This window comes from Caballeronia sp. LZ032 (genome assembly GCF_031451315.1).
Taxonomy (GTDB): Bacteria; Pseudomonadota; Gammaproteobacteria; order Burkholderiales; family Burkholderiaceae; genus Caballeronia.
This window is the reverse complement of the sequence record NZ_JARUXP010000001.1, coordinates 1,931,649-1,952,671: the sequence shown is the minus strand read 5'-3', so window position 1 is coordinate 1,952,671 and position 21,023 is coordinate 1,931,649. Positions and strand designations below refer to the sequence as shown.

At 66.5% G+C, this 21,023-nt stretch carries 20 protein-coding genes; 16 read left to right on the top strand and 4 right to left on the bottom strand.

The features are described 5' to 3' along the window. Positions 1–2 precede the first annotated feature (2 nt). On the bottom strand, positions 3–1,112 hold the full coding sequence (locus QCE69_RS09080) for a regulator (RefSeq protein ID WP_309917110.1): 1,110 nt from the start codon (positions 1,110–1,112) through the stop codon (positions 3–5). 261 nt (positions 1,113–1,373) lie between these two features. Here QCE69_RS09080 and QCE69_RS09075 point away from each other — a divergent pair, with 261 nt between their 5' ends. The 9 genes from QCE69_RS09075 (at position 1,374) to ftsB (ending at position 12,606) form a co-directional block, all read left to right on the top strand. After that, positions 1,374–2,627, top strand: coding sequence for a lipoprotein-releasing ABC transporter permease subunit (locus tag QCE69_RS09075; RefSeq protein ID WP_309930371.1), 1,254 nt, complete (start codon positions 1,374–1,376; stop codon positions 2,625–2,627). Then, positions 2,620–3,333 (top strand): lipoprotein-releasing ABC transporter ATP-binding protein LolD, encoded by a 714-nt coding sequence (gene lolD / locus QCE69_RS09070; protein WP_309808859.1) that lies wholly within the window; start codon positions 2,620–2,622, stop codon positions 3,331–3,333. Before QCE69_RS09075 ends, lolD begins: the two co-directional genes overlap by 8 nt. A gap of 24 nt (positions 3,334–3,357) precedes the next feature. Further along, positions 3,358–4,146, top strand: coding sequence for a TatD family hydrolase (locus tag QCE69_RS09065; RefSeq protein WP_309930369.1), 789 nt, complete (start codon positions 3,358–3,360; stop codon positions 4,144–4,146). A gap of 58 nt (positions 4,147–4,204) precedes the next feature. Continuing rightward, positions 4,205–6,712, top strand: a complete 2,508-nt coding sequence (locus tag QCE69_RS09060) for a ComEC/Rec2 family competence protein (protein WP_309931612.1) — start codon at positions 4,205–4,207, stop codon at positions 6,710–6,712. Between the two features lie 65 nt (positions 6,713–6,777). Next, positions 6,778–7,599, top strand: coding sequence for an alpha/beta hydrolase (locus QCE69_RS09055; RefSeq protein ID WP_309930367.1), 822 nt, complete (start codon positions 6,778–6,780; stop codon positions 7,597–7,599). A gap of 173 nt (positions 7,600–7,772) precedes the next feature. Continuing rightward, positions 7,773–9,461 carry a CTP synthase gene (locus tag QCE69_RS09050; protein ID WP_309917099.1) on the top strand — a complete coding sequence of 563 codons (1,689 nt, stop codon included), beginning with the start codon at positions 7,773–7,775 and terminating at the stop codon, positions 9,459–9,461. Continuing rightward, positions 9,458–10,312 carry a 3-deoxy-8-phosphooctulonate synthase gene (gene kdsA / locus QCE69_RS09045; protein ID WP_309917097.1) on the top strand — a complete coding sequence of 285 codons (855 nt, stop codon included), beginning with the start codon at positions 9,458–9,460 and terminating at the stop codon, positions 10,310–10,312. Before QCE69_RS09050 ends, kdsA begins: the two co-directional genes overlap by 4 nt. Positions 10,313–10,754: 442 nt before the next feature. Beyond that, positions 10,755–12,038, top strand: coding sequence for a phosphopyruvate hydratase (eno, locus tag QCE69_RS09040; RefSeq protein WP_309917094.1), 1,284 nt, complete (start codon positions 10,755–10,757; stop codon positions 12,036–12,038). 106 nt (positions 12,039–12,144) lie between these two features. Continuing rightward, positions 12,145–12,606 carry a cell division protein FtsB gene (ftsB, locus tag QCE69_RS09035; protein WP_309917091.1) on the top strand — a complete coding sequence of 154 codons (462 nt, stop codon included), beginning with the start codon at positions 12,145–12,147 and terminating at the stop codon, positions 12,604–12,606. Between the two features lie 93 nt (positions 12,607–12,699). On the opposite strand, the gene QCE69_RS09030 is transcribed toward ftsB, so the two are convergent. The 3 genes from QCE69_RS09030 to QCE69_RS09020 all read right to left on the bottom strand — a co-directional run bounded on the left by QCE69_RS09030 (position 12,700) and on the right by QCE69_RS09020 (position 14,699). Beyond that, positions 12,700–13,068 (bottom strand): hypothetical protein, encoded by a 369-nt coding sequence (locus QCE69_RS09030; RefSeq protein ID WP_309917089.1) that lies wholly within the window; start codon positions 13,066–13,068, stop codon positions 12,700–12,702. Positions 13,069–13,181: 113 nt separating this feature from the next. Then, positions 13,182–14,132 carry an Hsp33 family molecular chaperone HslO gene (gene hslO / locus QCE69_RS09025; RefSeq protein WP_309808840.1) on the bottom strand — a complete coding sequence of 317 codons (951 nt, stop codon included), beginning with the start codon at positions 14,130–14,132 and terminating at the stop codon, positions 13,182–13,184. Positions 14,133–14,174: 42 nt separating this feature from the next. Further along, positions 14,175–14,699: a gamma carbonic anhydrase family protein gene (locus QCE69_RS09020; protein ID WP_309808838.1), complete on the bottom strand. Its 525-nt coding sequence runs from the start codon at positions 14,697–14,699 to the stop codon at positions 14,175–14,177. Positions 14,700–14,911: 212 nt separating this feature from the next. On the opposite strand from QCE69_RS09020, the gene QCE69_RS09015 reads away from it, so the two are divergent. From QCE69_RS09015 to QCE69_RS08985, 7 genes are all read left to right on the top strand, one after another. Then, the gene (locus tag QCE69_RS09015; RefSeq protein ID WP_309917086.1) at positions 14,912–15,754 is read left to right on the top strand and encodes a ferritin-like domain-containing protein; all 843 of its coding nucleotides are present in this window, start codon (positions 14,912–14,914) and stop codon (positions 15,752–15,754) included. Between the two features lie 39 nt (positions 15,755–15,793). Beyond that, the gene (locus tag QCE69_RS09010; RefSeq protein WP_309930364.1) at positions 15,794–16,678 is read left to right on the top strand and encodes an alpha/beta hydrolase; all 885 of its coding nucleotides are present in this window, start codon (positions 15,794–15,796) and stop codon (positions 16,676–16,678) included. An 84-nt stretch (positions 16,679–16,762) separates the two neighbouring features. Further along, entirely contained in the window at positions 16,763–17,593 is an 831-nt protein-coding gene (locus QCE69_RS09005) for a 3',5'-nucleoside bisphosphate phosphatase (protein WP_309931611.1), read from the top strand. 195 nt (positions 17,594–17,788) lie between these two features. After that, positions 17,789–18,418: an L-threonylcarbamoyladenylate synthase gene (locus tag QCE69_RS09000; protein WP_309808829.1), complete on the top strand. Its 630-nt coding sequence runs from the start codon at positions 17,789–17,791 to the stop codon at positions 18,416–18,418. A 142-nt stretch (positions 18,419–18,560) separates the two neighbouring features. Further along, a complete protein-coding gene (locus QCE69_RS08995; protein WP_309808827.1) occupies positions 18,561–19,226 on the top strand; it encodes a site-2 protease family protein in 666 nt (221 codons plus the stop codon). 4 nt (positions 19,227–19,230) lie between these two features. Next, complete coding sequence (locus QCE69_RS08990; protein ID WP_309808826.1) at positions 19,231–20,433, top strand: tryptophan--tRNA ligase; 1,203 nt, start codon at positions 19,231–19,233, stop codon at positions 20,431–20,433. Next, positions 20,433–21,005, top strand: a complete 573-nt coding sequence (locus tag QCE69_RS08985; RefSeq protein WP_309930362.1) for a class I SAM-dependent methyltransferase — start codon at positions 20,433–20,435, stop codon at positions 21,003–21,005. Before QCE69_RS08990 ends, QCE69_RS08985 begins: the two co-directional genes overlap by 1 nt. The last annotated feature ends 18 nt before the right edge of the window (positions 21,006–21,023 follow it).

Here is a 21,023-nt window from a genome sequence, read left to right as displayed (position 1 = left end):
CCTTATTCGATGAGCAGCGCCGCGACCGGCCGGCGCCGCCAGAATTTGCGCAGGTCGCCGCGCGTGACGCCGAGCGTGACCGAACCCGTGTCGCCGCACAGCGTCAGTTCGAAGCGGCCGAGCGAGCCGTCGGTGAGCGCCTGCAGCGCCGGCGCGAACCACGTCTCTTCGAGCGTCCTGAGTGCGGCATTCCAGCGCGCCCAGTCCTGTTCGATGAAGGGCGCCGAGAACGGATCGAGTTCGACGAGCGTCGTGCCGGACTTGCCGGACGTATCCGCCGGCAGCGCCGCGAACGACTCCGGCGGCCGCGACGGCTCGATGCCCGCCGCCAGCGCCAGTCCGCGCGTGGCCGCGGCCTCCGACAGCACGCGCGCGAACGGGCTCGTCACCGGACGCAGCGCCCCTTGCGCGTGCAGCCAGATCGAGTTGATGGCGGGCAGGCCGCGCGACTCGCGTTCGAGATTCAGCGGCTGTTCGAACCATGCCATCTGCACTTCGTTCTGCAGCTTCATCCAGGCGCGCGAACGCTCGCCGGTGCGGGCTTCGTGCGGCAGCCAGATTTCGATGTTGCGGCCCGTCGCGCGCAGCGGCGCCGCGCCGGCGAGCGTACCCAGCGCCGCGCCCGACACGTACCAGCGCAAGGGCGTCGGCGCCTGCAACGTCAGGCCCTGATCCTCGATCAGCGGGCGCGCGAGTTCGAGCAGCACGCGGGCTTCCTCGGTATGCACGCCGAGCGTATCCGGATCGATCAGCACCAGATGATCGTGGGCGATCCGCACATGCACCGGTTCGATGCAGGCCCACGAGGCATCGCCGGGCGTGCCGCCGTCGGCGAGCAGCATGAAGGGGGCGAGCGGGGCATCGTCGGCATGGCGCTGGTCGGCGGGCGTGACCGCGCCGAAGCGTCGCGCAACCCAGCGTTCGTGCGGCAGCGTGCGCTGAAAGTCTTCGCCGATCACGCGTTCTTCGAGCGTGGCGCGGGCCAGCAGTTTGTCGAGCGCCGCGCCCTCCAGGCCATGCAGGGCGGTGGCGGCATCGGCGGCCGAGGGCAGCGCGAAGGGCAGCAGGAGATGAAGTGCAGGGAGTGCGTGAGCGGGCATGATGCCCGGCATTGTAGGGCAAAGCGCTTTTGCCGATGCCGCGCGCGGCGTGATTTCGACTCGCCCGCAGGACTCGCCCGCAACGCAGGTTCCTGCGTGGCTTTCTTCATATATGGCAAACTTTCGCAAATTTCACGCGCGGGGGCGGCGGCATCGGCGTCTTGCAGGCCGGAGGCGCGCTGGCCGTCATGCATCCACCACGGCCGCCCGGGCGTATTCACACGGTGTCATCAGGGCGCCGCAACGCTTGACCAGCAGCAAAAAAGGACTCGCTTGAAACTTCCGTACGAATGGCAGATCGGCTGGCGCTACACGCGCGCCAGCAAACGCACCACAGGCAACGGCTTCATCTCGTTCATCGCGCTCGTTTCGATGGCGGGCATCGCGCTCGGCGTCGCCGCACTGATCGTCGTGCTCTCCGTGATGAACGGCTTCCAGAAGGAAGTGCGCGACCGCATGCTGTCCGTGCTCGCGCACGTCGAGATCTTCTCGCCGACCGGTTCCATGCCCAACTGGCAACTCACCGCGCAGGAAGCGCGCCGCAATCCGGAAGTGATCGGCGCGGCGCCTTATGTCGAAGCGCAGGCGCTGCTCACGCGCCAGGGCGCGGTCAGCGGCGTCGCGCTGCGCGGCGTGGAGCCTTCGCTGGAGCCGGAAGTCTCGGACATCGGCAAGGAGATGCGCGCGGGCAAGCTGACGGATCTCGTGCCGGGCGGCTTCGGCATCGCGCTGGGCAAGGATCTCGCAATGAACCTGGGCGTGATGACCGGCGACAAGATCACGCTGGTCGCGCCCGAAGGCACCATCACGCCCGCCGGGATGATGCCGCGCCTCAAGCAGTTCACGGTGGTGGGCATCTTCGAGTCCGGCCACTACGAGTACGACTCCACGCTGGCGCTGATCGAGATCAAGGACGCGGAGGCGCTGTTCCGCCTGCCCGCGCCCACCGGCGTGCGGCTGCGTCTGAAGGACATGCAGCGCGCGCCGCAGGTGGCGCGCGAGCTGGCGAAGACGCTGTCCGGCGATCTCTACATTCGCGACTGGACGCAGCAGAACAAGACCTGGTTCTCGGCCGTGCAGATCGAGAAGCGCATGATGTTCATCATCCTCACGCTGATCATCGCGGTGGCGGCGTTCAACCTGGTGTCGTCGCTGGTGATGACCGTCACTGACAAGCAGGCCGACATCGCCATCCTGCGCACGCTCGGCGCGCAGCCGGGCTCGATCATGAAGATCTTCGTCGTGCAGGGTGTGACGATTGGCTTCATCGGCACGGCGCTCGGCGTGACCTTCGGCTGCCTGATCGCGTGGAGCATTCCGTGGCTGGTGCCCATGATCGAGCATCTGTTCAACGTGCAGTTCCTGCCGTCCTCGGTGTATTTCATCAGCGAGCTGCCGTCCGAGCTCGTGCCCGGCGATGTCGCGAAGATCGGCGTCATCGCGTTCCTGTTGTCGTCGCTCGCGACGCTCTATCCGAGCTGGCGCGGCGCGAAGATTCGTCCGGCGGAGGCGCTGCGCTATGAGTGATCTGATTCCCGCCGACAATGTGGTGCTGAACGCCTCGGCCATTTCGAAGGCTTTCGTGCAGGGCGGCTTCAACGTGCCCGTGCTCAACAACGCCCAGTTGCAGGTGATGAAGGGCGAGAAGCTGGCGATCGTCGGTGCGTCCGGTTCGGGCAAGAGCACGCTGCTGCACGTGCTCGGCGGCCTCGACGAACCGAGCGCCGGCAAGGTGTCGCTGCTCGGCAAGCCGTTCACCGAGCTGAAGGAGAAGGAGCGCAACGAGCTGCGCAATCGCGCGCTCGGCTTCGTCTATCAGTTTCATCATCTGTTGCCGGAATTCACCGCGCTCGACAACGTCGCGATGCCGCTGCGCATCCGCCGCATGACCGAGGAAGCGTCGCGCAAGCAGGCGCAGGAGATGCTGGAACGGGTGGGCGTGGGGCATCGGGCGAAGCATCGGCCGGGCGAGCTGTCGGGCGGCGAGCGGCAGCGCGTGGCGATTGCCCGCGCGCTCGTCACGCGGCCCGCCTGCGTGCTCGCCGACGAGCCCACCGGCAACCTCGACAGCGGCACCGCGGACACCGTGTTCAACCTGATGCTGGAGTTGTCGCAGACGCTGGAGACGAGCTTCGTGATCGTCACGCACGACACGGATCTGGCCGCGCGCTGCGACCGCATCATGCGCCTGCGCGACGGCGTGCTGCACGAAGAGCCGGTGGTGCCGGTCTGATCCTGGGTCTGCGCGGAGGGCGTCATGTGGATCGATACGCACTGTCATCTCGATGCCGGCGAATTCGACGCCGATCGTGACGCCGTCGCCGGGGCCGCGCACGCGGCAAAGGTCGCGCGCATCGTGATTCCGGGCGTGGGGCGCTTCAACTTCGACACGGTGCGCGAGCTGGCGCATCGGATCGCGGGCGGGGCGTATGCGCTCGGCATTCATCCGCTGTACACGCCCGGCGCCACCGACGACGACCTGCGCGTGCTGCGCGAGCAAATCGCGGCGAGCATGGACGATCCGCGCTTCGTGGGTATCGGCGAGATCGGGCTCGACTACTTCGTGCCGACGCTCGACGATGCCCGCCAGCAGTTCTTCTTCCACACCCAACTGAAGCTGGCGCACGAGTTCGGCCTGCCGGTGATCTGCCACGTGCGCAAGTCGCAGGACAAGGTGCTGAAAGGCCTGCGCGTGCACGACATTCATCAGGGCATCGCGCATGCGTTCAACGGCAGTTTCCAGCAGGCGGAGGCGTTCATCGCGCAGGGCATGCGGCTCGGTTTCGGCGGCAACCTGACGTTCGAGCGCGCGCTGCAGATCCGGCGGCTCGCCACCGATCTGCCGCTCGACGCGATCGTGCTCGAAACCGACGCGCCCGACATCGCGCCCTCATGGCGCTACAAGCAGCGCAACACGCCGGATCAGGTGGCGCGCATCGCGCAGGTGCTGGCGCAACTGCGCGGCATCGATGAACCCGCGCTTTCCCTAGGCACAACGGCCAGCGCACACGCGGCGCTGCCACGGCTCGCGCTAGCTTCCTCATAATCGTTTCGTCGGATGCAAGGTGGTTTGCGTTCGCGACGGCAATGAGGACGAGGAAGCGGTGCGGGCGATTCTGCTGGGATATGCGTTGGGCATCGGATGGCTTCAGCAGCAGGCGCACTTGCCGGGCGGCTTCGGGTGGCTCGTTTGCTGTGCCGGCTTCTTGGTGGCAATCGGACTGGGCATCGCGAAGCCGCGGCTGCGCGTGGCGAGCTTCACGATTGCTGCTTGCATCGCGGGCTTTGCGTTTGCGGCATGGCGGGCCGAAGTGCGCTTGCAGCGGCAGTTGCCGCTTGCTTACGAGCAAAGGGATATCGAACTGAGCGGCTTCGTGCGCGGCATGCCCGACCCACGCGCCGACGGCACGCGTTTGCTCTTCGAGATCGAATCGAATGGCGCGCGGCTCGAGGACTTTCCACGCGTCGTGCGCTTGCTGTGGATGCCGAAGGAGGGCGCGCTGCTGCCAACCTTGTACGCGGGTGAGCGCTGGCGCCTGACCGTGCGCCTGAAGCGTCCGCACACTGAGGCGAACTTCGCGCTTCGGGATGGCGAAGCGAGCTTGCTGGAACGCAATATCCGCGCGACGGGCGTCATCTCTGCCACGCCCGCGCCGCAGCGTTTGAAGCCGGACGCCAGCGGGCCGCTGCTTGCGCTCGACCGCTTGCGTACACGGTTGCGTGAGCGCATCGACAGCGTGCTTGACGATGCGCCGCATCGCGGCATCGTCGTCGCGCTGGCGGTCGGCGCACAGAACGCCGTCAGCGAGGAGGACTGGCGCGTGATGCGCGCCACCGGCACGAGTCATCTAGTCGCGATCTCCGGCTTGCACATCGGCTTCGTCGCGGGACTGGCGGGTCTGCTGTGCGGCTTCGTCTGGAAGCGCGTGAGGCTGCGCGGCGTCCCGGCGCCGTTGCTCGCAGCGGCTCCGAAGGCGGCAATGCTCGGCGCAGTCGCGTGCGCCGCGTTTTATGCCGCGCTGGCCGGCTTCAACGTGCCCGCGCAACGCGCGCTGTGGATGCTGCTGATCGCCGCCTGTGCGCTGTTCAGCGGGCGGCGGCCGGCGTCGTCACTGGTGCTGCTTTGGGCGCTCGCATGCGTGCTGACCGCCGATCCTTGGGCGGTGACGTCGCCGGGGTTCTGGCTGTCGTTCGGGGCCGTGGGCGCGATACTGTTCGCGCTCGCTTCGGCGGGCCGCGCCGCCTCCCGGCGGATGACGCCGGATGACGACGACATCGACCAATGGGACCGCGTCGATCCGAGCGAAGTGGGCCAGCGGCCCGCGCCGTCTCCCGGCGCGCGGCGCACCGTCGCACGCGTGCTCCACTTCATGCGCCGCTGCGCGCGCCGCGTGCGGGAGCGGATGGCGGCCGGCGTGCGCGTTCAGTACGCGGTGACACTCGCGCTCGCGCCGCTCACCGTCTGGTGGTTCTCACAGATCCCCTTGCTTGGACCGCTCGCGAACATCTTCGCCATCCCATGGATCAGCGTGCTCGTCACGCCCGCGACGCTCGCCGGCCTGCTGCTGCCCGCGCCCTTCGACGCGCCCTTGCTGCATATGGCACACGCCGCACTCGCCGTGCTGTGCGACTTGCTGGCGCGCCTCGCCGCCGCAGCGCCCGCGTCGCTCTGGCAGTTGCCCCGGCCGGAGCCGTTCGCGCTGGCGGCGGCGTGCATCGGCGTTCTATGGGCATTGGCGCCGCAGGGCTGGCCGCTGCGCTGGGCCGCACCGCTGACCTGGCTGCCGCTGCTCGCGCCCGCGCCGCATCCGGCGCCGCCGGGCGCGTTCCGCGTGACCGCGCTGGATATCGGCCAAGGCTCGGCGCTCGTCATCGAAACCGCGCATCATGCGCTGCTGTTCGACGCCGGCCCTGGTCCGGAATCGACCCATGCGGGCGAGCGCATCGTCGCGCCGTATTTGCTCGCCACCGGCGTAACTACGCTCGATGCGCTCGTCATCAGTCATTCCGATTCGGATCACGCGGGCGGCGCGCCCGCCGTGCTGCGGATGGTCGCCGTGCGGCAACTGCTCGCCTCGCTGCCCGCGCAGGACGCGCTCTGGGCATCCGCCCGCGCGCGCGGCATCGAGACGCTGCGCTGCGCGGCGGGCCAGCGCTGGCAATGGGACGGCGTCGGATTCCGCGTGCTGTGGCCGGAGCCCGCGCCGCTCACGGGCAAGCCGAACCGGCAATCGTGCGTGCTCAAGGTGACGAGCGCGGCGGGGCGGGCGGCGCTCTTCACGGCGGACATCGAGGCCGACGTCGAACGCGAGCTGCTCTCACGCGCCCGCGACGTCCTGCGCGCCGACCTGCTGATCGCACCGCATCACGGCAGCCGCACGTCGTCGACCGAGCCTTTCCTCGATGCCGTCGAGCCGCGCGCCGCGCTATTTCAGGTAGGCTATCGCAACCGTTTTCATCACCCGAATGCCAGCGTGTTCGCGCGCTACGGCCTGCGCGCCATGCCGCTGTCACGCAGCGACGAAGACGGCGCGGCGCGCGTCGAGATCGGCGCGGATCTCGTGCTCGAACGCTTCAGACAGACGCACGCCCGCTACTGGATGGGGCGCTGATCAGAACAAGAGCAGACAGAACCAGATCAACCGAACAAGCGCAACGGCAACGGAGGCGTGCACGCGTGAAAGACATCATCCAGTTTTCGCATGCGAACGGCTTTCCCGCATCGACCTATCGCACGATGTTCGCCGAACTGGCCGACGAATTCGAGATTCGCGGCATCGAATGCATTGGTCACGATCCGCGCTTTCCGGTCACGCAGGACTGGCCGCATCTGGCGGAGCAGCTCATCGACGACATGAACCGCCAGCGCGGCAGCACCGACGGCGAACCCGCGAAGGTCTGGCTCGTCGGGCATTCGCTGGGCGGCTATCTCTCGCTGCTGGCGGCGCTGAAGCGGCCGAACTGGGTGAAGGGCGTCGTGATGCTCGATTCGCCGGTGATCGCGGGCTGGAAGAGCGGTTTGTTGCGCATCACGCAGTGGACCGGACTGGACGAGCGGCTGTCGCCCGCCGCCGCCACGCGCAAGCGGCGCACGCACTGGGCAAGCCGCGACGAGGCATGGCGGCATTTTCACGCCAAGCCCGCCTTCGCGCGCTGGGACGAGCGCATGCTGGCCGACTACATCGACCGCGGCATGCGTGAAGCGCACCCTGAAGGCGGACGCACGCTGGCGTTCGACCGGCAGGTCGAATATCTGATCTATCGCACCTTGCCGCACACGCTCGGCGCGCGGCTCGCGCACGGCGCGCCGGTGCCGGCGGGCTTCATCGCGGGGACGCGTTCGCGCGAGGTGCGCCACGTGGGGCTCGGCATGACGCGGCGGATCGTCGGCGAGCGGCTCGAATGGCTGGACGGCAGCCATTTGTTTCCGATGGAACGCCCGATCGATACCGCGCGCGCCGTGCAGCGCATGATCACGGCGATGCGCATCGGCGTCTGACGCGACGCCCGACAGGGCTTGAAAAAGGGCACGAGGCGCACGTGCCGCGCGACGAAACGGTTTCCCGGAATGCGGGCAAAAACGCGCGCATTCTGAGCCCCTCCAGCGTCCAGGCACGCTTCGTGGGGCGCGGCCTTTACGGTATAATCCGTTTTTCCCGCGAGCATCTAGCGATGACCAAATATGTATTCGTCACCGGCGGCGTAGTGTCTTCCCTCGGCAAGGGTATTGCCGCCGCCTCCCTCGCCGCGATCCTCGAATCGCGCGGTCTGAAAGTCACCCTTCTCAAGCTCGATCCCTACATCAACGTCGACCCCGGCACGATGTCCCCGTTTCAGCACGGCGAAGTGTTCGTGACGGAAGACGGCGCGGAAACCGATCTCGACCTCGGCCACTACGAGCGCTTCATCAGCACGAAGATGCGCAAGGCCAACAATTTCACCACCGGCCAGATCTACGAATCGGTGATCCGCAAGGAACGCCGCGGCGAGTACCTCGGCAAGACGGTGCAGGTCATTCCGCACATCACCAACGAAATCCAGGCGTTCGTCGAGCGCGGCGCGGCGGCGGCCACCTGCGGCCAGCCGGATGTCGCGATCGTCGAGATCGGCGGCACGGTGGGCGACATCGAATCGCTGCCGTTCCTCGAAGCCGCGCGCCAGATGAGCCTGCGCATGGGCCGCAACAGCGCGTGCTTCGTGCACCTGACGCTCGTGCCGTTCATCGCCACCGCGGGCGAACTGAAGACCAAGCCCACGCAGCACAGCGTGCAGAAGCTGCGCGAGATCGGTATCTATCCGAACGTGCTGCTGTGCCGCGCCGACCGCCCGATTCCCGACGACGAGCGCTCGAAGATCTCGATGTTCTCGAACGTGCCGGAAGACGCGGTGATCTCCGTATGGGACGCGGACAGCATCTACAAGATTCCGCAGATGCTCAACGACCAGCATCTCGACGACATCATCTGCGAGGAGCTCAAGCTCGCGCCGCCGCCGGCGGATCTCGCGATGTGGGCGGACCTCGTGCAGAAGCTCGAGCATCCGAAGAGCGAAGTGACCATCGGCATGGTCGGCAAGTATGTCGAGCTCACGGAGTCGTACAAGTCGCTGATCGAGGCGCTGCGCCACGCGGCCATCCATACGTCGACCAAGGTCAACATCGAATACATCGATTCCGAGCAGATCGACGCCGAAGGCACGGACGCCCTCAAGCATCTCGACGCCGTGCTGGTGCCGGGCGGCTTCGGCCGGCGCGGTACGGAAGGCAAGATCAAGGCCATCCGCTACGCACGCGAATCGAAGACGCCGTATCTCGGCATCTGTCTCGGCATGCAGCTCGCGGTCATCGAGTTCGCGCGCGACGTCGCCGGTCTCGCGGACGCGAACTCCACCGAGTTCGATCAGGACACGAAGAACCCGGTCGTCGCGCTCATCACCGAGTGGTACGACCGCGCGGGCCGCGTCGAGAAGCGCAGCGAGGAATCGGATCTGGGCGGCACCATGCGCCTCGGTTCGCAGAAGTGCCCGATCAAGCCGGGCACCATGGCCGAGCGCATCTACGGCACGGATGTGAACGAGCGTCATCGTCACCGTTATGAAGTCAATAACCGTTTCGTGCCCCAGCTCGAAGCAGGCGGGCTTATCATCAGCGCCCGTACCCCGAGCGAAGACCTGCCCGAAATGATGGAACTGCCGCAAGCGCTGCATCCGTGGTTTGTCGGCGTGCAGTTCCACCCCGAGTTCACCTCGACGCCGCGCGACGGGCATCCGCTCTTCAAGGCGTTCGTCGACGCCGCGCGCGCGCATGCGCAAGGCGCGGGCGCGACGTCGCAGGCCAAGGCCACCGCTGGAGCGCAAGCATGAAGCTGTGTCACTTCGAAGCCGGTCTCGACCAGCCGTTCTTCCTGATCGCGGGAACCTGCGTGGTCGAGTCGGAGCAGATGACCATTGACGTCGCCGGACGGCTGAAGGAAATCACCGCGAAGCTCGGCATCCCGTTCATCTACAAGTCGTCGTTCGACAAGGCGAACCGCAGCTCGGGCAAGTCGTATCGCGGTCCGGGCATGGACGAAGGCCTGCGCATCCTGGGCGAAGTGAAGAAGCAACTGGGCGTGCCCGTCTTGACCGACGTGCATGCCGAAGAGGAAATCGAAGCCGTGGCGTCGGTCGTGGACGTACTGCAGACACCCGCGTTCCTGTGCCGCCAGACGGACTTCATCCACGCGTGCGCGCGTTCGGGCAAGCCGGTCAACATCAAGAAAGGCCAGTTTCTCGCACCGCACGACATGAAGAACGTGATCGACAAGGCCCGTGACGCCGCGCGCGAAGCGGGCTTGTCGGAAGACCGCTTCATGGCGTGCGAGCGCGGCGTGTCGTTCGGCTATAACAACCTCGTCTCCGACATGCGCTCGCTCGCGATCATGCGCGAGACGAATGCACCGGTCGTGTTCGACGCCACCCACTCGGTGCAGTTGCCGGGCGGGCAGGGCACCAGTTCCGGCGGCCAGCGCGAGTTCGTGCCGGTGCTGGCGCGCGCGGCCATCGCCACGGGTGTCGCGGGCGTGTTCATGGAGACGCATCCGGACCCGGCCTGCGCGAAGTCGGACGGTCCGAACGCGGTGCCGCTGCATCGCATGGAAGCGCTGCTGGAAACGCTCATCACGATCGATCGCGCCGTCAAGAGCGGCCCGTTCCTCGAAAGTGATTTCAACTGAAACTGAGCGGCAACCGCCATTGCAGTTTCGCGGTGAAGAAGTACGATAGCGGGCGCCCGTGTCGGCGCCCGCATGCAGAGCAGCGGTCACGTGACGTGGCCGTGCAGGAGGAGCGGGCCGTGCCTGATGTGTTCGAAGGCATGGCCGTCATGACGAACCTGAAGCCGAACTTGAAGCCGAACTTGCAGCATTCAGCGGTCACGCAGGCAGTATCGTGACCGCATGTGCCGGTCCCGCATCAGCCTGACGGATTCAGTTCACCGCAGCGTCGGCCGCGCTTGTGACGAGCTTGTTACGCGTCGCGCAACGCTGCCGCGCCACTGAATCAGGGGTCGTGCATAAAGGGTCCGGGCGAAGCGCAGCAGGCGCGAGCGCCACGGCCAGTCCGGCCGCGCCGCGTCGTAACGCCTGACAGAATTCATCGTCATTTCTTGAGGAAACCATGAGTGCTATCGTAGATATCATCGGCCGCGAGATTCTCGATTCGCGAGGCAATCCGACCGTCGAATGCGACGTGTTGCTCGAATCGGGCACGATGGGCCGCGCCGCGGTGCCGTCGGGTGCGTCCACCGGTTCGCGCGAAGCCATCGAACTGCGCGACGACGAAGCCGGCCGCTACAACGGCAAGGGCGTGCTGAAAGCCGTCGAACACATCAACACCGAGATTTCCGAAGCCATCATGGGCCTCGACGCCTCGGAACAAGCCTTCCTCGACAAGACCCTGCTCGAACTCGACGGCACGGACAACAAGTCGCGTCTCGGCGCGAACGCGATGCTGGCCGTGTCGATGGCCGTCGCAAAGGCCGCCGCTGAAGAAGCCGGCCTGCCGCTGTACCGCTATTTCGGTGGCTCGGGCGCCATGCAGCTGCCGGTGCCGATGATGAATATCGTCAACGGCGGCGCGCACGCCAACAACAGCCTGGACATCCAGGAATTCATGATCGTGCCGGTGAGCCAGCCGACCTTCCGCGAAGCGCTGCGCTGCGGCGCCGAAGTGTTCCACGCGCTGAAGAAGATCCTGGCCGAGCGCGGCATGAGCACCGCCGTGGGCGACGAAGGCGGCTTCGCGCCGAACTTCGGCAGCAATGACGAGTGCCTCTCGACGATCCTGCAAGCCATCGAGAAGGCGGGTTATCGCGCCGGTGAGGACGTGCTGCTCGCGCTCGACTGTGCGGCGAGCGAGTTCTATCACGACGGCAAGTACCAGCTCGCGGGCGAAGGCCTGCAACTGTCGTCGAGCGAATTCGCCGACTACCTCGCCACGCTGGCCGACAAGTTCCCGATCGTCTCGATCGAGGACGGCATGCACGAAGGCGACTGGGAAGGCTGGCGGATCCTGACGGAAAAGCTCGGCAAGAAGATCCAGCTGGTCGGCGACGATCTCTTCGTGACCAACACGCGCATCCTGAAGGAAGGCATCGAGAAGGGCATCGCCAACTCGATCCTCATCAAGATCAACCAGATCGGCACGCTGACGGAAACCTTCGCGGCCATCGAAATGGCCAAGCGGGCGGGCTACACGGCTGTCATCTCGCATCGTTCGGGCGAGACGGAAGATTCGACCATCGCGGATATCGCGGTGGGCCTGAACGCCGGCCAGATCAAGACCGGCTCGCTGTCGCGCAGCGACCGCATCTCGAAGTACAACCAGCTGCTGCGCATCGAGGAAGATCTCGGCGATATCGCGAGCTACCCGGGCAAGTCGGCGTTCTACAACCTGCGCTAAAGCTTTCGCCGCTTTAGTCGATAAGGGTTCGTCAGTCTTATTTCCAGCCCGTCGCCCTCGGCCATTCGTCTTTTGCCGCCGGGCGACGCTTCTTTCGGCTACTTGAATGCGGCTCGTCACTGTCGTTCTGATTCTGTTGCTGGCGCTGATCCAGTACCCGCTTTGGTGGGGCCACGGCGGCTGGCTGCGCGTGCATGAACTGCAGCAGCAGCTTGGGCAGCAGACGGACAAGAACGCCAATCTGCGCCTGCGCAACGAGCGGGTGCAGGGCGAGGTTCAAGATCTGCAGAACGGCACGTCGGCGGTCGAGGAACGTGCGCGCTACGAGATGGGCATGGTGAAGGACAGCGAGGTCTTCGTGCAGTTCGTCTCGCCGAACTCTACCGCGCCCGTCAACTCGGCCAACGTGCCGGGCATGAGCGGGTCGACGCGTGGTCAGGTGTCGTCGGCGCCGTTGCGCGTCGTGCCGAATCCGGTGTCGCGCTCGAAGCAGGAGCTGCGCGATCTCGACCGCAAGGCGCAGAAGGACAAGGCGGCTGAAGCGAAGAAGAAGGGCGGCGCGCAGTAGCACTGCGGCGCGGTTCAGACAGACGAAAAAAATGGCGCGGTCACTTCGAGTGACTGCGCCATTTTTGTTTTCAGGAGCCGTGGGTTGCCGCGCTCACCACCAGGTGCCGATACCCACGCCCGTGCCCCAGTACGGTCCGCCCCAGCCGCCGCTCGAATAGCCGCCGTACACCGAAACTGGCGCGGGCGCCGGTGCGTAGAACTGCGACATCGTCCGCGCGGCTTCGCTGGCCGTGGCGGCCTGCTGCGATTCGTTGAGCGCCTGTTTGTCGATGGCGTTGTAGCGCGCCATCTGCTGCTGCGGCGTCAGCGCCTGTTGCGGCGCGGGCGCGGTATCGGGCAGACGGCTATAGATGGGTGACGGGCCGGGCGGTTCCATCGCGCAGCCCGCGACGAGCGCGAACCCCGCGACAAGTGCGAACGACCCCGTCAGCCGTTTACAGTCGGGCAGTGCGGTTTTCATCTTGCGACCTCCAGCGGGCCGGACATCTGAACGGAAAATCAGACTGAAGCTGCGGCGGGCTTTCCGTGAACCGCACCGCAGGCGACGCTCTCAAGCCTTGTTGCGCCCGACGCTCAATGACGCCGGTCCGACGCCGGGCTCACGCCTTGTGAGAGCTCTTTAGCGACGAAAAGTTGCGCGACGTCCACCGGGTCGAAGTCATAGCGCTGGTTGCAGAACTCGCAGTGCACCTCGACGCCGCCGCGCTCTTCAATGACGCTGTCCACTTCCTCGCGGCCCAGCATCTTCAGCATGCCGCCCACTTTCTCGCGCGAGCAGCTGCACTGGAAGCGCGCCGGCGCCGGATCGAAATGCTGGACGTTTTCCTGCCAGAAGAGCCGCTTGAACACGGTGTCCGGTTCTTCCTTCAGCAGTTCCTCGTTGGACAGCGTGCTGCCGAGATGGCAGACGCGCTGCCACGTATCGGCGTCGTGCTCGCCCGGATGCGGAACGATGCCGCCGTCGCCGGGCAGCTTCTGCAGCAGCATGCCGACCGCGCGATCGGTGTCGGCGGCGAGCCACAGGCGCGTGTCGAGCTGCTCGGAGTGGTGCATGTAGTGCTCGAGCACCTCGGCCATCGACGCCAGCGGGCCATGCTCGCCCGACAGCGGCACGATGCCCTGGTACGGCTGCTGGCCCGGCTTCTTGTCGGACGGATCGAGCGTGATCACGCAACGGCCGCGGCCATGCTGGTTCAGCAGCTCGCTGAGCGACATCTCGTCCTTCAGCTCGCTTTCCGCGCCGTCGGCCAGCTTGGCGGTGGCGCGCAGCGACAGGTTCGAATGGCACTGCACGACCAGCATCTTCACGGGGCCGTCGCCGTAGATCTGCATGACGAGCGTGCCGTCGAACTTGAGATTGGCCGACAGCAGCGCGCACGCCGCCATCATCTCGCCGAGCACGTTGCGCACGGCCACCGGGTACTGGCGGCGCGCGAGCACTTCCTGCCACGTATGGCGCAGCGAGACGATCTCGCCGCGCACGGGCGCCGCGTTGAACATGAATTTCTGCAACTGGTCGTTCACAACTCTTCCTTGGGTGTTGAGACTGGCCCGGATGTCCGGGTCTCAGCCGATGCGCACGAGCTGCGCCTTGTAATATTCGCGCCGGTCGGCATAGCTTGCCGTGGCCCCGCGCATGCGGGCGATGTCCGCTTCGCCGATCTCCCGGATGGCCTTCGCCGGCGCGCCGAGAATCAGCATGTTGTCCGGAAAGACCTTGCCTTCGGTGACCACGGCGCCCGCGCCAACCAGACAGTTGCGGCCGATCACCGCGCCATTCAAGACCACCGCCTGAATCCCGATCAGCGAGCCTTCCTTGACCGTGCAACCATGCAGCATCGCCTGATGGCCGACGGTGACGTCGTTTTCAATCGTCAGTGGAAAACCCGGGTCCGCGTGCAGCACCGCGCCTTCCTGCACGTTGCTGCCGCGCCCGACGACGATCGGCTCGTTGTCGCCGCGCAGGGCGGCGCCGGGCCACACGCTGGCGTTTTCCGCGAGCGTCACGCGACCGATGATGGTCGCGGTGTCCGCGAGAAACACGCTTTCGTGGATGGTGGGGGCGTCGTCGCCGAGTTTGTAGATGGCCACATTGTCTCCTGAGGCGTGGATTCGTATGAATGGATGCGAACGGGGCGTGGCCGGGGCGGGACCGGCGGCGGCGCTACAATGCGCGCCTGCCGGCACGGCGGCCGACGTCGTTGCGCGATGCGCGGGCGTGCGCCGGGATGTCCATTTTAGCCGTTTGCACTGGATGCCCGCCGATCGGGAATTTTCCGGCATCCTCTCTCCAGACCGCCACCATGCACGAGACCGCCACGCCCTCCGACACCGATGTCCGCCTGCTCGCGCTCGAGATCCTGCGCGAGCACGATCCCGCCGTGAAGGCGTCGCGCACGCGCGCGTTGTGGGACGCGGTGCGCGCGCAGGCCGCGCGGATCGATCCGGCGGGCGCTCCCGCCGATCCCGGCGATCTTCCCGGCCGTCCGGCGCGGCCCGCGCTGGTCGAGCCGTCGGCGCTGAAGCGGCGCGGCATGCAGTCGGAAGCGGGGCGCGCCGTGTTGCTGCACGCGCTGGCGCACATCGAGTTCAACGCGATCAACCTGGCCCTCGACGCCGTCTGGCGTTTCCCGGCCATGCCCGAAGATTTCTATCTCGACTGGCTCAAGGTGGCCGCCGAGGAGGCCCATCATTTCTCGCTGCTGAGCGCGCGGCTGGCCGAATTCGGCCATGCCTACGGCGATTTCCCGGCGCACGACGGCCTGTGGGACATGGCGCAGCGCACGCGCGGCGATGTGCTCGGCCGCATGGCGCTGGTGCCGCGCACGCTGGAGGCGCGCGGGCTGGACGCATCGCCGCCCATCCGCAAGCGGCTCGCGCAGGCGGGCGATCACGCGTCGGCAGCGATCCTGGACATCATCCTGCGCGATGAAATCGGCCATGTGCTGATCGGCAATCGCTGGTTCCGCTTTCTCTGCGACGCCCGGCAACTCGATCCCCACGCGACCTACGAAAGCCTCGCCGCCCGCTATCACGCGCCGCGGCTGCGCGGACCGTTCAATTTCGAGGCGCGCCGCGAAGCGGGTTTCGACGAAGCCGAACTGCGTGCGCTCTCAGGTCTCGACGACGGCCCGCCGCCGGTATAATCGAACGATCATCCTTTTTTATCTTGAGAAGGCGGGAACATGAAGGAATCGCGCTCCGAATTCGTCGATGCGTGCGGCGTGCGTCTGCATGTTCGCCGCTGGGGTCCGCCCGACGCACCGATGCTTTTCATGCTGCACGGCTGGATGGATATCGGCGCATCGTTCCAGTTCGTCGTCGATGCACTCCCGGGCGACTGGCAGGTGCTCGCGCCGGATGCGCGCGGCTTCGGGCTGTCGGACTGGCCGGTGGCCCGCAGCGGCGGCGGTCACTACTATTTTCCGGACTATCTCGCCGATCTCGAACGGCTGCTCGGCCACTACACGCCCGACGCGCCGGCGAATCTCGTCGGTCACAGCATGGGCGCGAATCTCGCGCTGCTGTATGCGGGCGTGCGGCCGGAGCGCGTGCGGCGCGTCGTCGATCTGGAGGGCTTCGGTTTGCCGGCGGCGCGCGCGTCGCAGGCGCCGGGCCGTCTGGCGCAATGGCTCGACGACCAGCGGGCGCCGCCCACGCTGCGCAGCTACGCGAGCCTCGACGAAGTGGCCGAGCGCCTGATCCGCACCAATCCGCGCCTCGCGCCGGCTCGCGCGCGCCATCTGGCGCAGTACTGGTCGCGCGAGGAAGCGGACGGGCGGTTTCACCTGCTCGCCGATCCGGCACACAAGATGCGCGGACCGACCCTATACCGTCTGGACGAGGTCAGCGCAACGTGGGCGCGCGTGACGGCGCCGGTGCTGCACGTCGAAGCGAAGGATTCGCAGACCCTCGCGGGCTTTGCCGGCCAGACGCCCGTCGCCGAGTTCAAGCAGCGCTTCGAGGCGTTTGCCGACTGGCGCGAAGAGGTCATCGACGACGCCGGCCACATGGTCCATCACGACCAGCCGGAGCGGGTCGCGGCGCTGATCGCGGCGTTCTGTGCGTGAGGCCGCCCGCGCGTGACGAAGGGACAGCATGCCCGGGCTGTCATGCCATTAAACTAGAATGTCAGTGAACCGCGAGAACCGATGATGAACGCCGATCTGCATTGCCACTCCACCGTGTCCGACGGCCAGTTCGCGCCCGCCGAGGTCGCGGCGCGGGCGCATGCGAACGGCGTGACGATGTGGTCGCTGACGGATCACGATCAACTGGGCGGGCAGCGGGAAGCACGCGCGGCGGCCGAGGCGCTCGGCATGGGCTATCTGGCGGGCGTCGAGATCTCGGTGACGTGGGCGGCGCGGACGGTGCATATCGTCGGCATGAACGTCGATGCCGAAAACGAGGCGCTGCAACGCGGCCTCGAATGCACGCGCAACGGCCGGGCGGCGCGCGGCGAAGCGATCGGCGAGGCGCTGGCGGCCATCGGCATTCCGGACTGCCTGAAAGGCGCGCTGCGCTATACCGACGACCCGGACATGATCTCGCGCACGCACTTCGCGCGCTATCTGGTCGATGCCGGCTACGCGCAATCCACGTCCGAAGTGTTTTCGCGCTATCTCGGCGACGGCAAGCCGGGCTTCGTCGAGCATCGCTGGGCGAAGCTGGCCGACGCCGTAAAGTGGATCCGGGAAGCGGGCGGCGAGCCGGTCATCGCGCATCCCGGCCGCTACGATTTCACGCCAGTGGAATTCGCCGCGCTGTTCGACGAGTTCATCCAGCTGGGCGGCCGCGCCATCGAAGTCGTGACGGGCAGTCACACGCCGGATCAATATCGCGAGTACGCTGACGTCGCGCGGCGTTATGGCTTCGAGGCATCGCGCGGGTCCGACTTTCACGGCGCGGGCGAAGGCCGTGTCGATCTCGGCCGGCTGCCGCCGCTGCCCGACGACCTCACGCCTGTCTGGGAGCGCTGGCTGTAACGCTCCTTCGCGCGCTGCTCCTGTTCCGCGCGCATGGTCCTTGCATTGATTGACTTGTTCCCGCACGCAGTCCGCGTATCGGCGCGCCCAGACGCGAGCTGCACCTGCGCCGCTGCCGTGCGCGCCCAAGCCAAGCGCCAACGCAAACGCATACGCATACGCATACGCAAACGATCGAAACAACAAGGCGTCGTCATGTCCCAATTCTTTCGCATTCATCCGGACAATCCGCAGCCGCGGCTCATCAACCAGGCCGTGCAGATCATCAAGGACGGCGGGCTCGTCGCCTTGCCGACGGATTCGAGCTACGCGCTCGCCTGCCATCTCGACGACAAGGACGCCGTCGAGCGCCTGCGACGGATTCGCGGCATCGACGACAAGCAACTGCTGTCGCTGCTCGTGCGCGACCTGTCCGAGCTGTCCAATTTCGCCCAGGTCGACAACCGGCAATACCGTCTTATCAAGTCGGTGACGCCGGGGCCCTATGTGTTCGTTCTGCAGGCCACCAAGGAAGTGCCGCGCCGGCTGTCGCATCCGTCGCGCAAGACCATCGGCCTGCGGGTGCCGGATCACACGATCACGCTCGATCTGCTCGAAGCGCTCGGCGAACCGCTGCTCGCCTCCACGCTGATCCTGCCGCCCGACACCGAACCGCTCAACGATCCCGAGGAGATCCGCGAGCGTCTGGAGAAGCAGATCGAGCTGGTGATCGACGCGGGCGCGTGTCCGGCGGAGCCTTCCACGGTGATCGACCTGTCCGGGGGGGAGCCGGTGCTCGTGCGCGCGGGGAGAGGCGCCCTCGAACCGTTCGGGCTCACGGCCTAGCGCCGTGCAGTGACGCACACGAGCACAAGTCCCGCATAAGTCCCGATTAAGTCTCATGCTTCACGATGTGGCCAAGAGCGTGCGCGCGCGGCCACACAGCGCGCGCCGGAACCTGCCTGCCTGCTTGATACAATACCGCCCTATGGATTCTTCCCTGATACAGACCATCGCGGTCTACGCGCTCCCGGTGATCTTCGCGATCACGCTGCACGAGGCCGCGCACGGTTACGCCGCGCGCCTGCTCGGCGACAACACGGCCTACGTGCTCGGCCGCGTTTCCATGAATCCGATGCGCCATATCGATCCCATCGGCACGATCGTGATCCCCATCGTGCTGTATTTCGTGACGAGCGGCGCGTTCATGTTCGGCTATGCCAAACCGGTGCCGGTCGCGTTCGGCAATCTGCGCAATCCGCGCTGGGGCAGCCTCTGGGTAGCCGCCGCCGGTCCCGGCAGCAATTTCGTGCAGGCGCTCGTGTGGGGCGTGATCGCGGTGCTGCTCATGGTCTTTCACGTCGACGAACCGTTCTTCACGCGCATGGCGGCAGCCGGCGTCGGCGTGAATCTCGTGCTCGGCGTGCTCAACCTCTTTCCGCTCCCGCCGCTCGATGGCGGACGCGTGCTGATGGCGCTCCTGCCGGTGCGCGCGTCCATCGCGTTCTCGAAGCTCGAACCTTACGGTTTTTTCATCGTGATGGCGCTCGTCGTCACCGGCGTGCTGACGCGCTTCTGGCTCGGGCCGCTCGTGAGCGTCGGCTACGCGGCGGTATCGGCCATCCTGAATCCCCTCGCTTCACTCTTTCCATAACATCATGTTCCCTGACCGTATTTTCTCCGGCATGCGCCCCACTGGGTCGCTGCATCTCGGCCACTATCACGGCGTGCTGAAAAACTGGGTGCGGTTGCAGTCCGAATACCCGTGCTTCTTCGCGGTCGTGGACTGGCATGCGCTCACCACGCACTACGAGACGCCCGAGGTCATCGAGAAAAACGTCTGGGAGGTGCTGATCGACTGGCTGGCGTCAGGCATCGATCCGGCGCAGGCCACGCTGTTCATCCAGAGCCGCGTGCCCGAGCACGCCGAGCTGTCGCTGCTGCTCGGCATGGGCACGCCGCTCGGCTGGCTCGAACGCGTGCCGACCTACAAGGAGCAGATCGAGAAGCTGAAGGAAAAGGATCTCGATACCTACGGCTTCCTCGGCTATCCGGTGCTGATGGCGGCGGACATCCTGCTGTATCGCGCGTCGCTCGTGCCGGTGGGCGAGGACCAGGTGCCGCACGTCGAGATGACGCGTGAAATCGCGCGCCGCTTCAATTATCTCTACGGCCGCGAACCCGGCTTCGAAGAGAAGGCGCTGGAAGCCGCGAAGAAGCTCGGCGGCAAGCGTTCGAAGCTGTATCACGAGTTGCGCGTCGCATATCAGCAGGAAGGCGACGACGAAGCGCTCGAACAAGCGCGCGCGATGCTGCAGGAATCGCAGAGTCTTTCGATGAGCGACCGCGAGCGCCTGTTCGGCTATCTCGAAGGCTCGCGCAAGATCATCCTGGTCGAGCCGCAGGTGCTGCTGACGGAGGCGTCGCGCATGCCGGGCCTCGACGGCCAGAAGATGTCGAAGTCGTATGGCAATACCATCGGCTTGCGCGAGGACGCGGCGACCATCGAACAGAAGGTGCGCCGCATGCCGACCGACCCGGCGCGCGTGCGCCGCACCGATCCGGGCGATCCGGACAAGTGTCCGGTCTGGAAGCTGCACGAGGTCTACACCGACGAAACGGTCCACGCGTGGGTGCAGAAGGGCTGCCGCAGTGCGGGCATCGGTTGCCTGGAGTGCAAGCAGCCGGTCATCGAAGGCATCCTGCGCGAACAGCAGCCGATGCTCGAACGCGCGCAGAAATACATGGACGATCCGTCGCTGCTGCGCGCGATCGTCGCGGACGGCTGCGACAAGGCCCGCAAGTTCGCCACCGAGACGATGCGCGACGTACGCGAGGCCATGGGCCTGTCCTACAACTGATGGAGAGCGTGGCGAGCGCCTGGGTCACGCGCTGGGCGCATCTGCTCGCGGCCGGCGGCACGGTGCTCGATGTCGCCTCGGGCAGCGGGCGCCATGCGCGCTGGCTGGCGGCGCGCGGGCATCGCGTGCTGGCGGTCGATCGCGATGCGCAGGCGCTCGAGTCGATGGCGTCGGAGCGCGGCATCGAGACGTTAAGCGCCGATCTCGAGGACGGCTCGCCGTGGCCGCTTTCCGGCCGAACGTTCGATGCAGTCGTCGTCACGAACTATCTGCACCGGCCGTTGTTCGGCGCGCTGGTGGCGTCGCTTGCGCCGGGCGGCGTGCTGCTTTACGAAACGTTCGCAGCGGGCAATGCGAGCGTGGGCAAGCCGTCCAATCCGGCATTCCTGCTCGCGCCCGGTGAACTGCTCGAGGCCGTGCGCGGAAAGTTGCGCGTCATCGGTTACGAGGACGGCTTTCTCGACCAACCGCGGCCGACGTATGTGCAGCGGATTTGCGCGGTACGCGAGGCAGATTGGCTCACGATTGGTAACACACCCCCGGGTCCGCCGCGTTACGCGTTGCACGGCTAATCCGCTACAATCGCGAGA

What these genes read in the sequence shown, in the direction of transcription:
- QCE69_RS09080 (WP_309917110.1), bottom strand. Translation starts at nt 1,112, where the DNA reads ATGCCGGGCATCATGCCCGCTCACGCACTCCCTGCACTTCATCTCCTG.
- lolD (WP_309808859.1), top strand. Translation starts at nt 2,620, where the DNA reads ATGAGTGATCTGATTCCCGCCGACAATGTGGTGCTGAACGCCTCGGCC.
- QCE69_RS09065 (WP_309930369.1), top strand. Translation starts at nt 3,358, where the DNA reads ATGTGGATCGATACGCACTGTCATCTCGATGCCGGCGAATTCGACGCC.
- QCE69_RS09050 (WP_309917099.1), top strand. Translation starts at nt 7,773, where the DNA reads ATGACCAAATATGTATTCGTCACCGGCGGCGTAGTGTCTTCCCTCGGC.
- kdsA (WP_309917097.1), top strand. Translation starts at nt 9,458, where the DNA reads ATGAAGCTGTGTCACTTCGAAGCCGGTCTCGACCAGCCGTTCTTCCTG.
- eno (WP_309917094.1), top strand. Translation starts at nt 10,755, where the DNA reads ATGAGTGCTATCGTAGATATCATCGGCCGCGAGATTCTCGATTCGCGA.
- ftsB (WP_309917091.1), top strand. Translation starts at nt 12,145, where the DNA reads ATGCGGCTCGTCACTGTCGTTCTGATTCTGTTGCTGGCGCTGATCCAG.
- QCE69_RS09030 (WP_309917089.1), bottom strand. Translation starts at nt 13,068, where the DNA reads ATGAAAACCGCACTGCCCGACTGTAAACGGCTGACGGGGTCGTTCGCA.
- QCE69_RS09015 (WP_309917086.1), top strand. Translation starts at nt 14,912, where the DNA reads ATGCACGAGACCGCCACGCCCTCCGACACCGATGTCCGCCTGCTCGCG.
- QCE69_RS09010 (WP_309930364.1), top strand. Translation starts at nt 15,794, where the DNA reads ATGAAGGAATCGCGCTCCGAATTCGTCGATGCGTGCGGCGTGCGTCTG.
- QCE69_RS09005 (WP_309931611.1), top strand. Translation starts at nt 16,763, where the DNA reads ATGAACGCCGATCTGCATTGCCACTCCACCGTGTCCGACGGCCAGTTC.
- QCE69_RS09000 (WP_309808829.1), top strand. Translation starts at nt 17,789, where the DNA reads ATGTCCCAATTCTTTCGCATTCATCCGGACAATCCGCAGCCGCGGCTC.
- QCE69_RS08995 (WP_309808827.1), top strand. Translation starts at nt 18,561, where the DNA reads ATGGATTCTTCCCTGATACAGACCATCGCGGTCTACGCGCTCCCGGTG.
- QCE69_RS08990 (WP_309808826.1), top strand. Translation starts at nt 19,231, where the DNA reads ATGTTCCCTGACCGTATTTTCTCCGGCATGCGCCCCACTGGGTCGCTG.
- QCE69_RS08985 (WP_309930362.1), top strand. Translation starts at nt 20,433, where the DNA reads ATGGAGAGCGTGGCGAGCGCCTGGGTCACGCGCTGGGCGCATCTGCTC.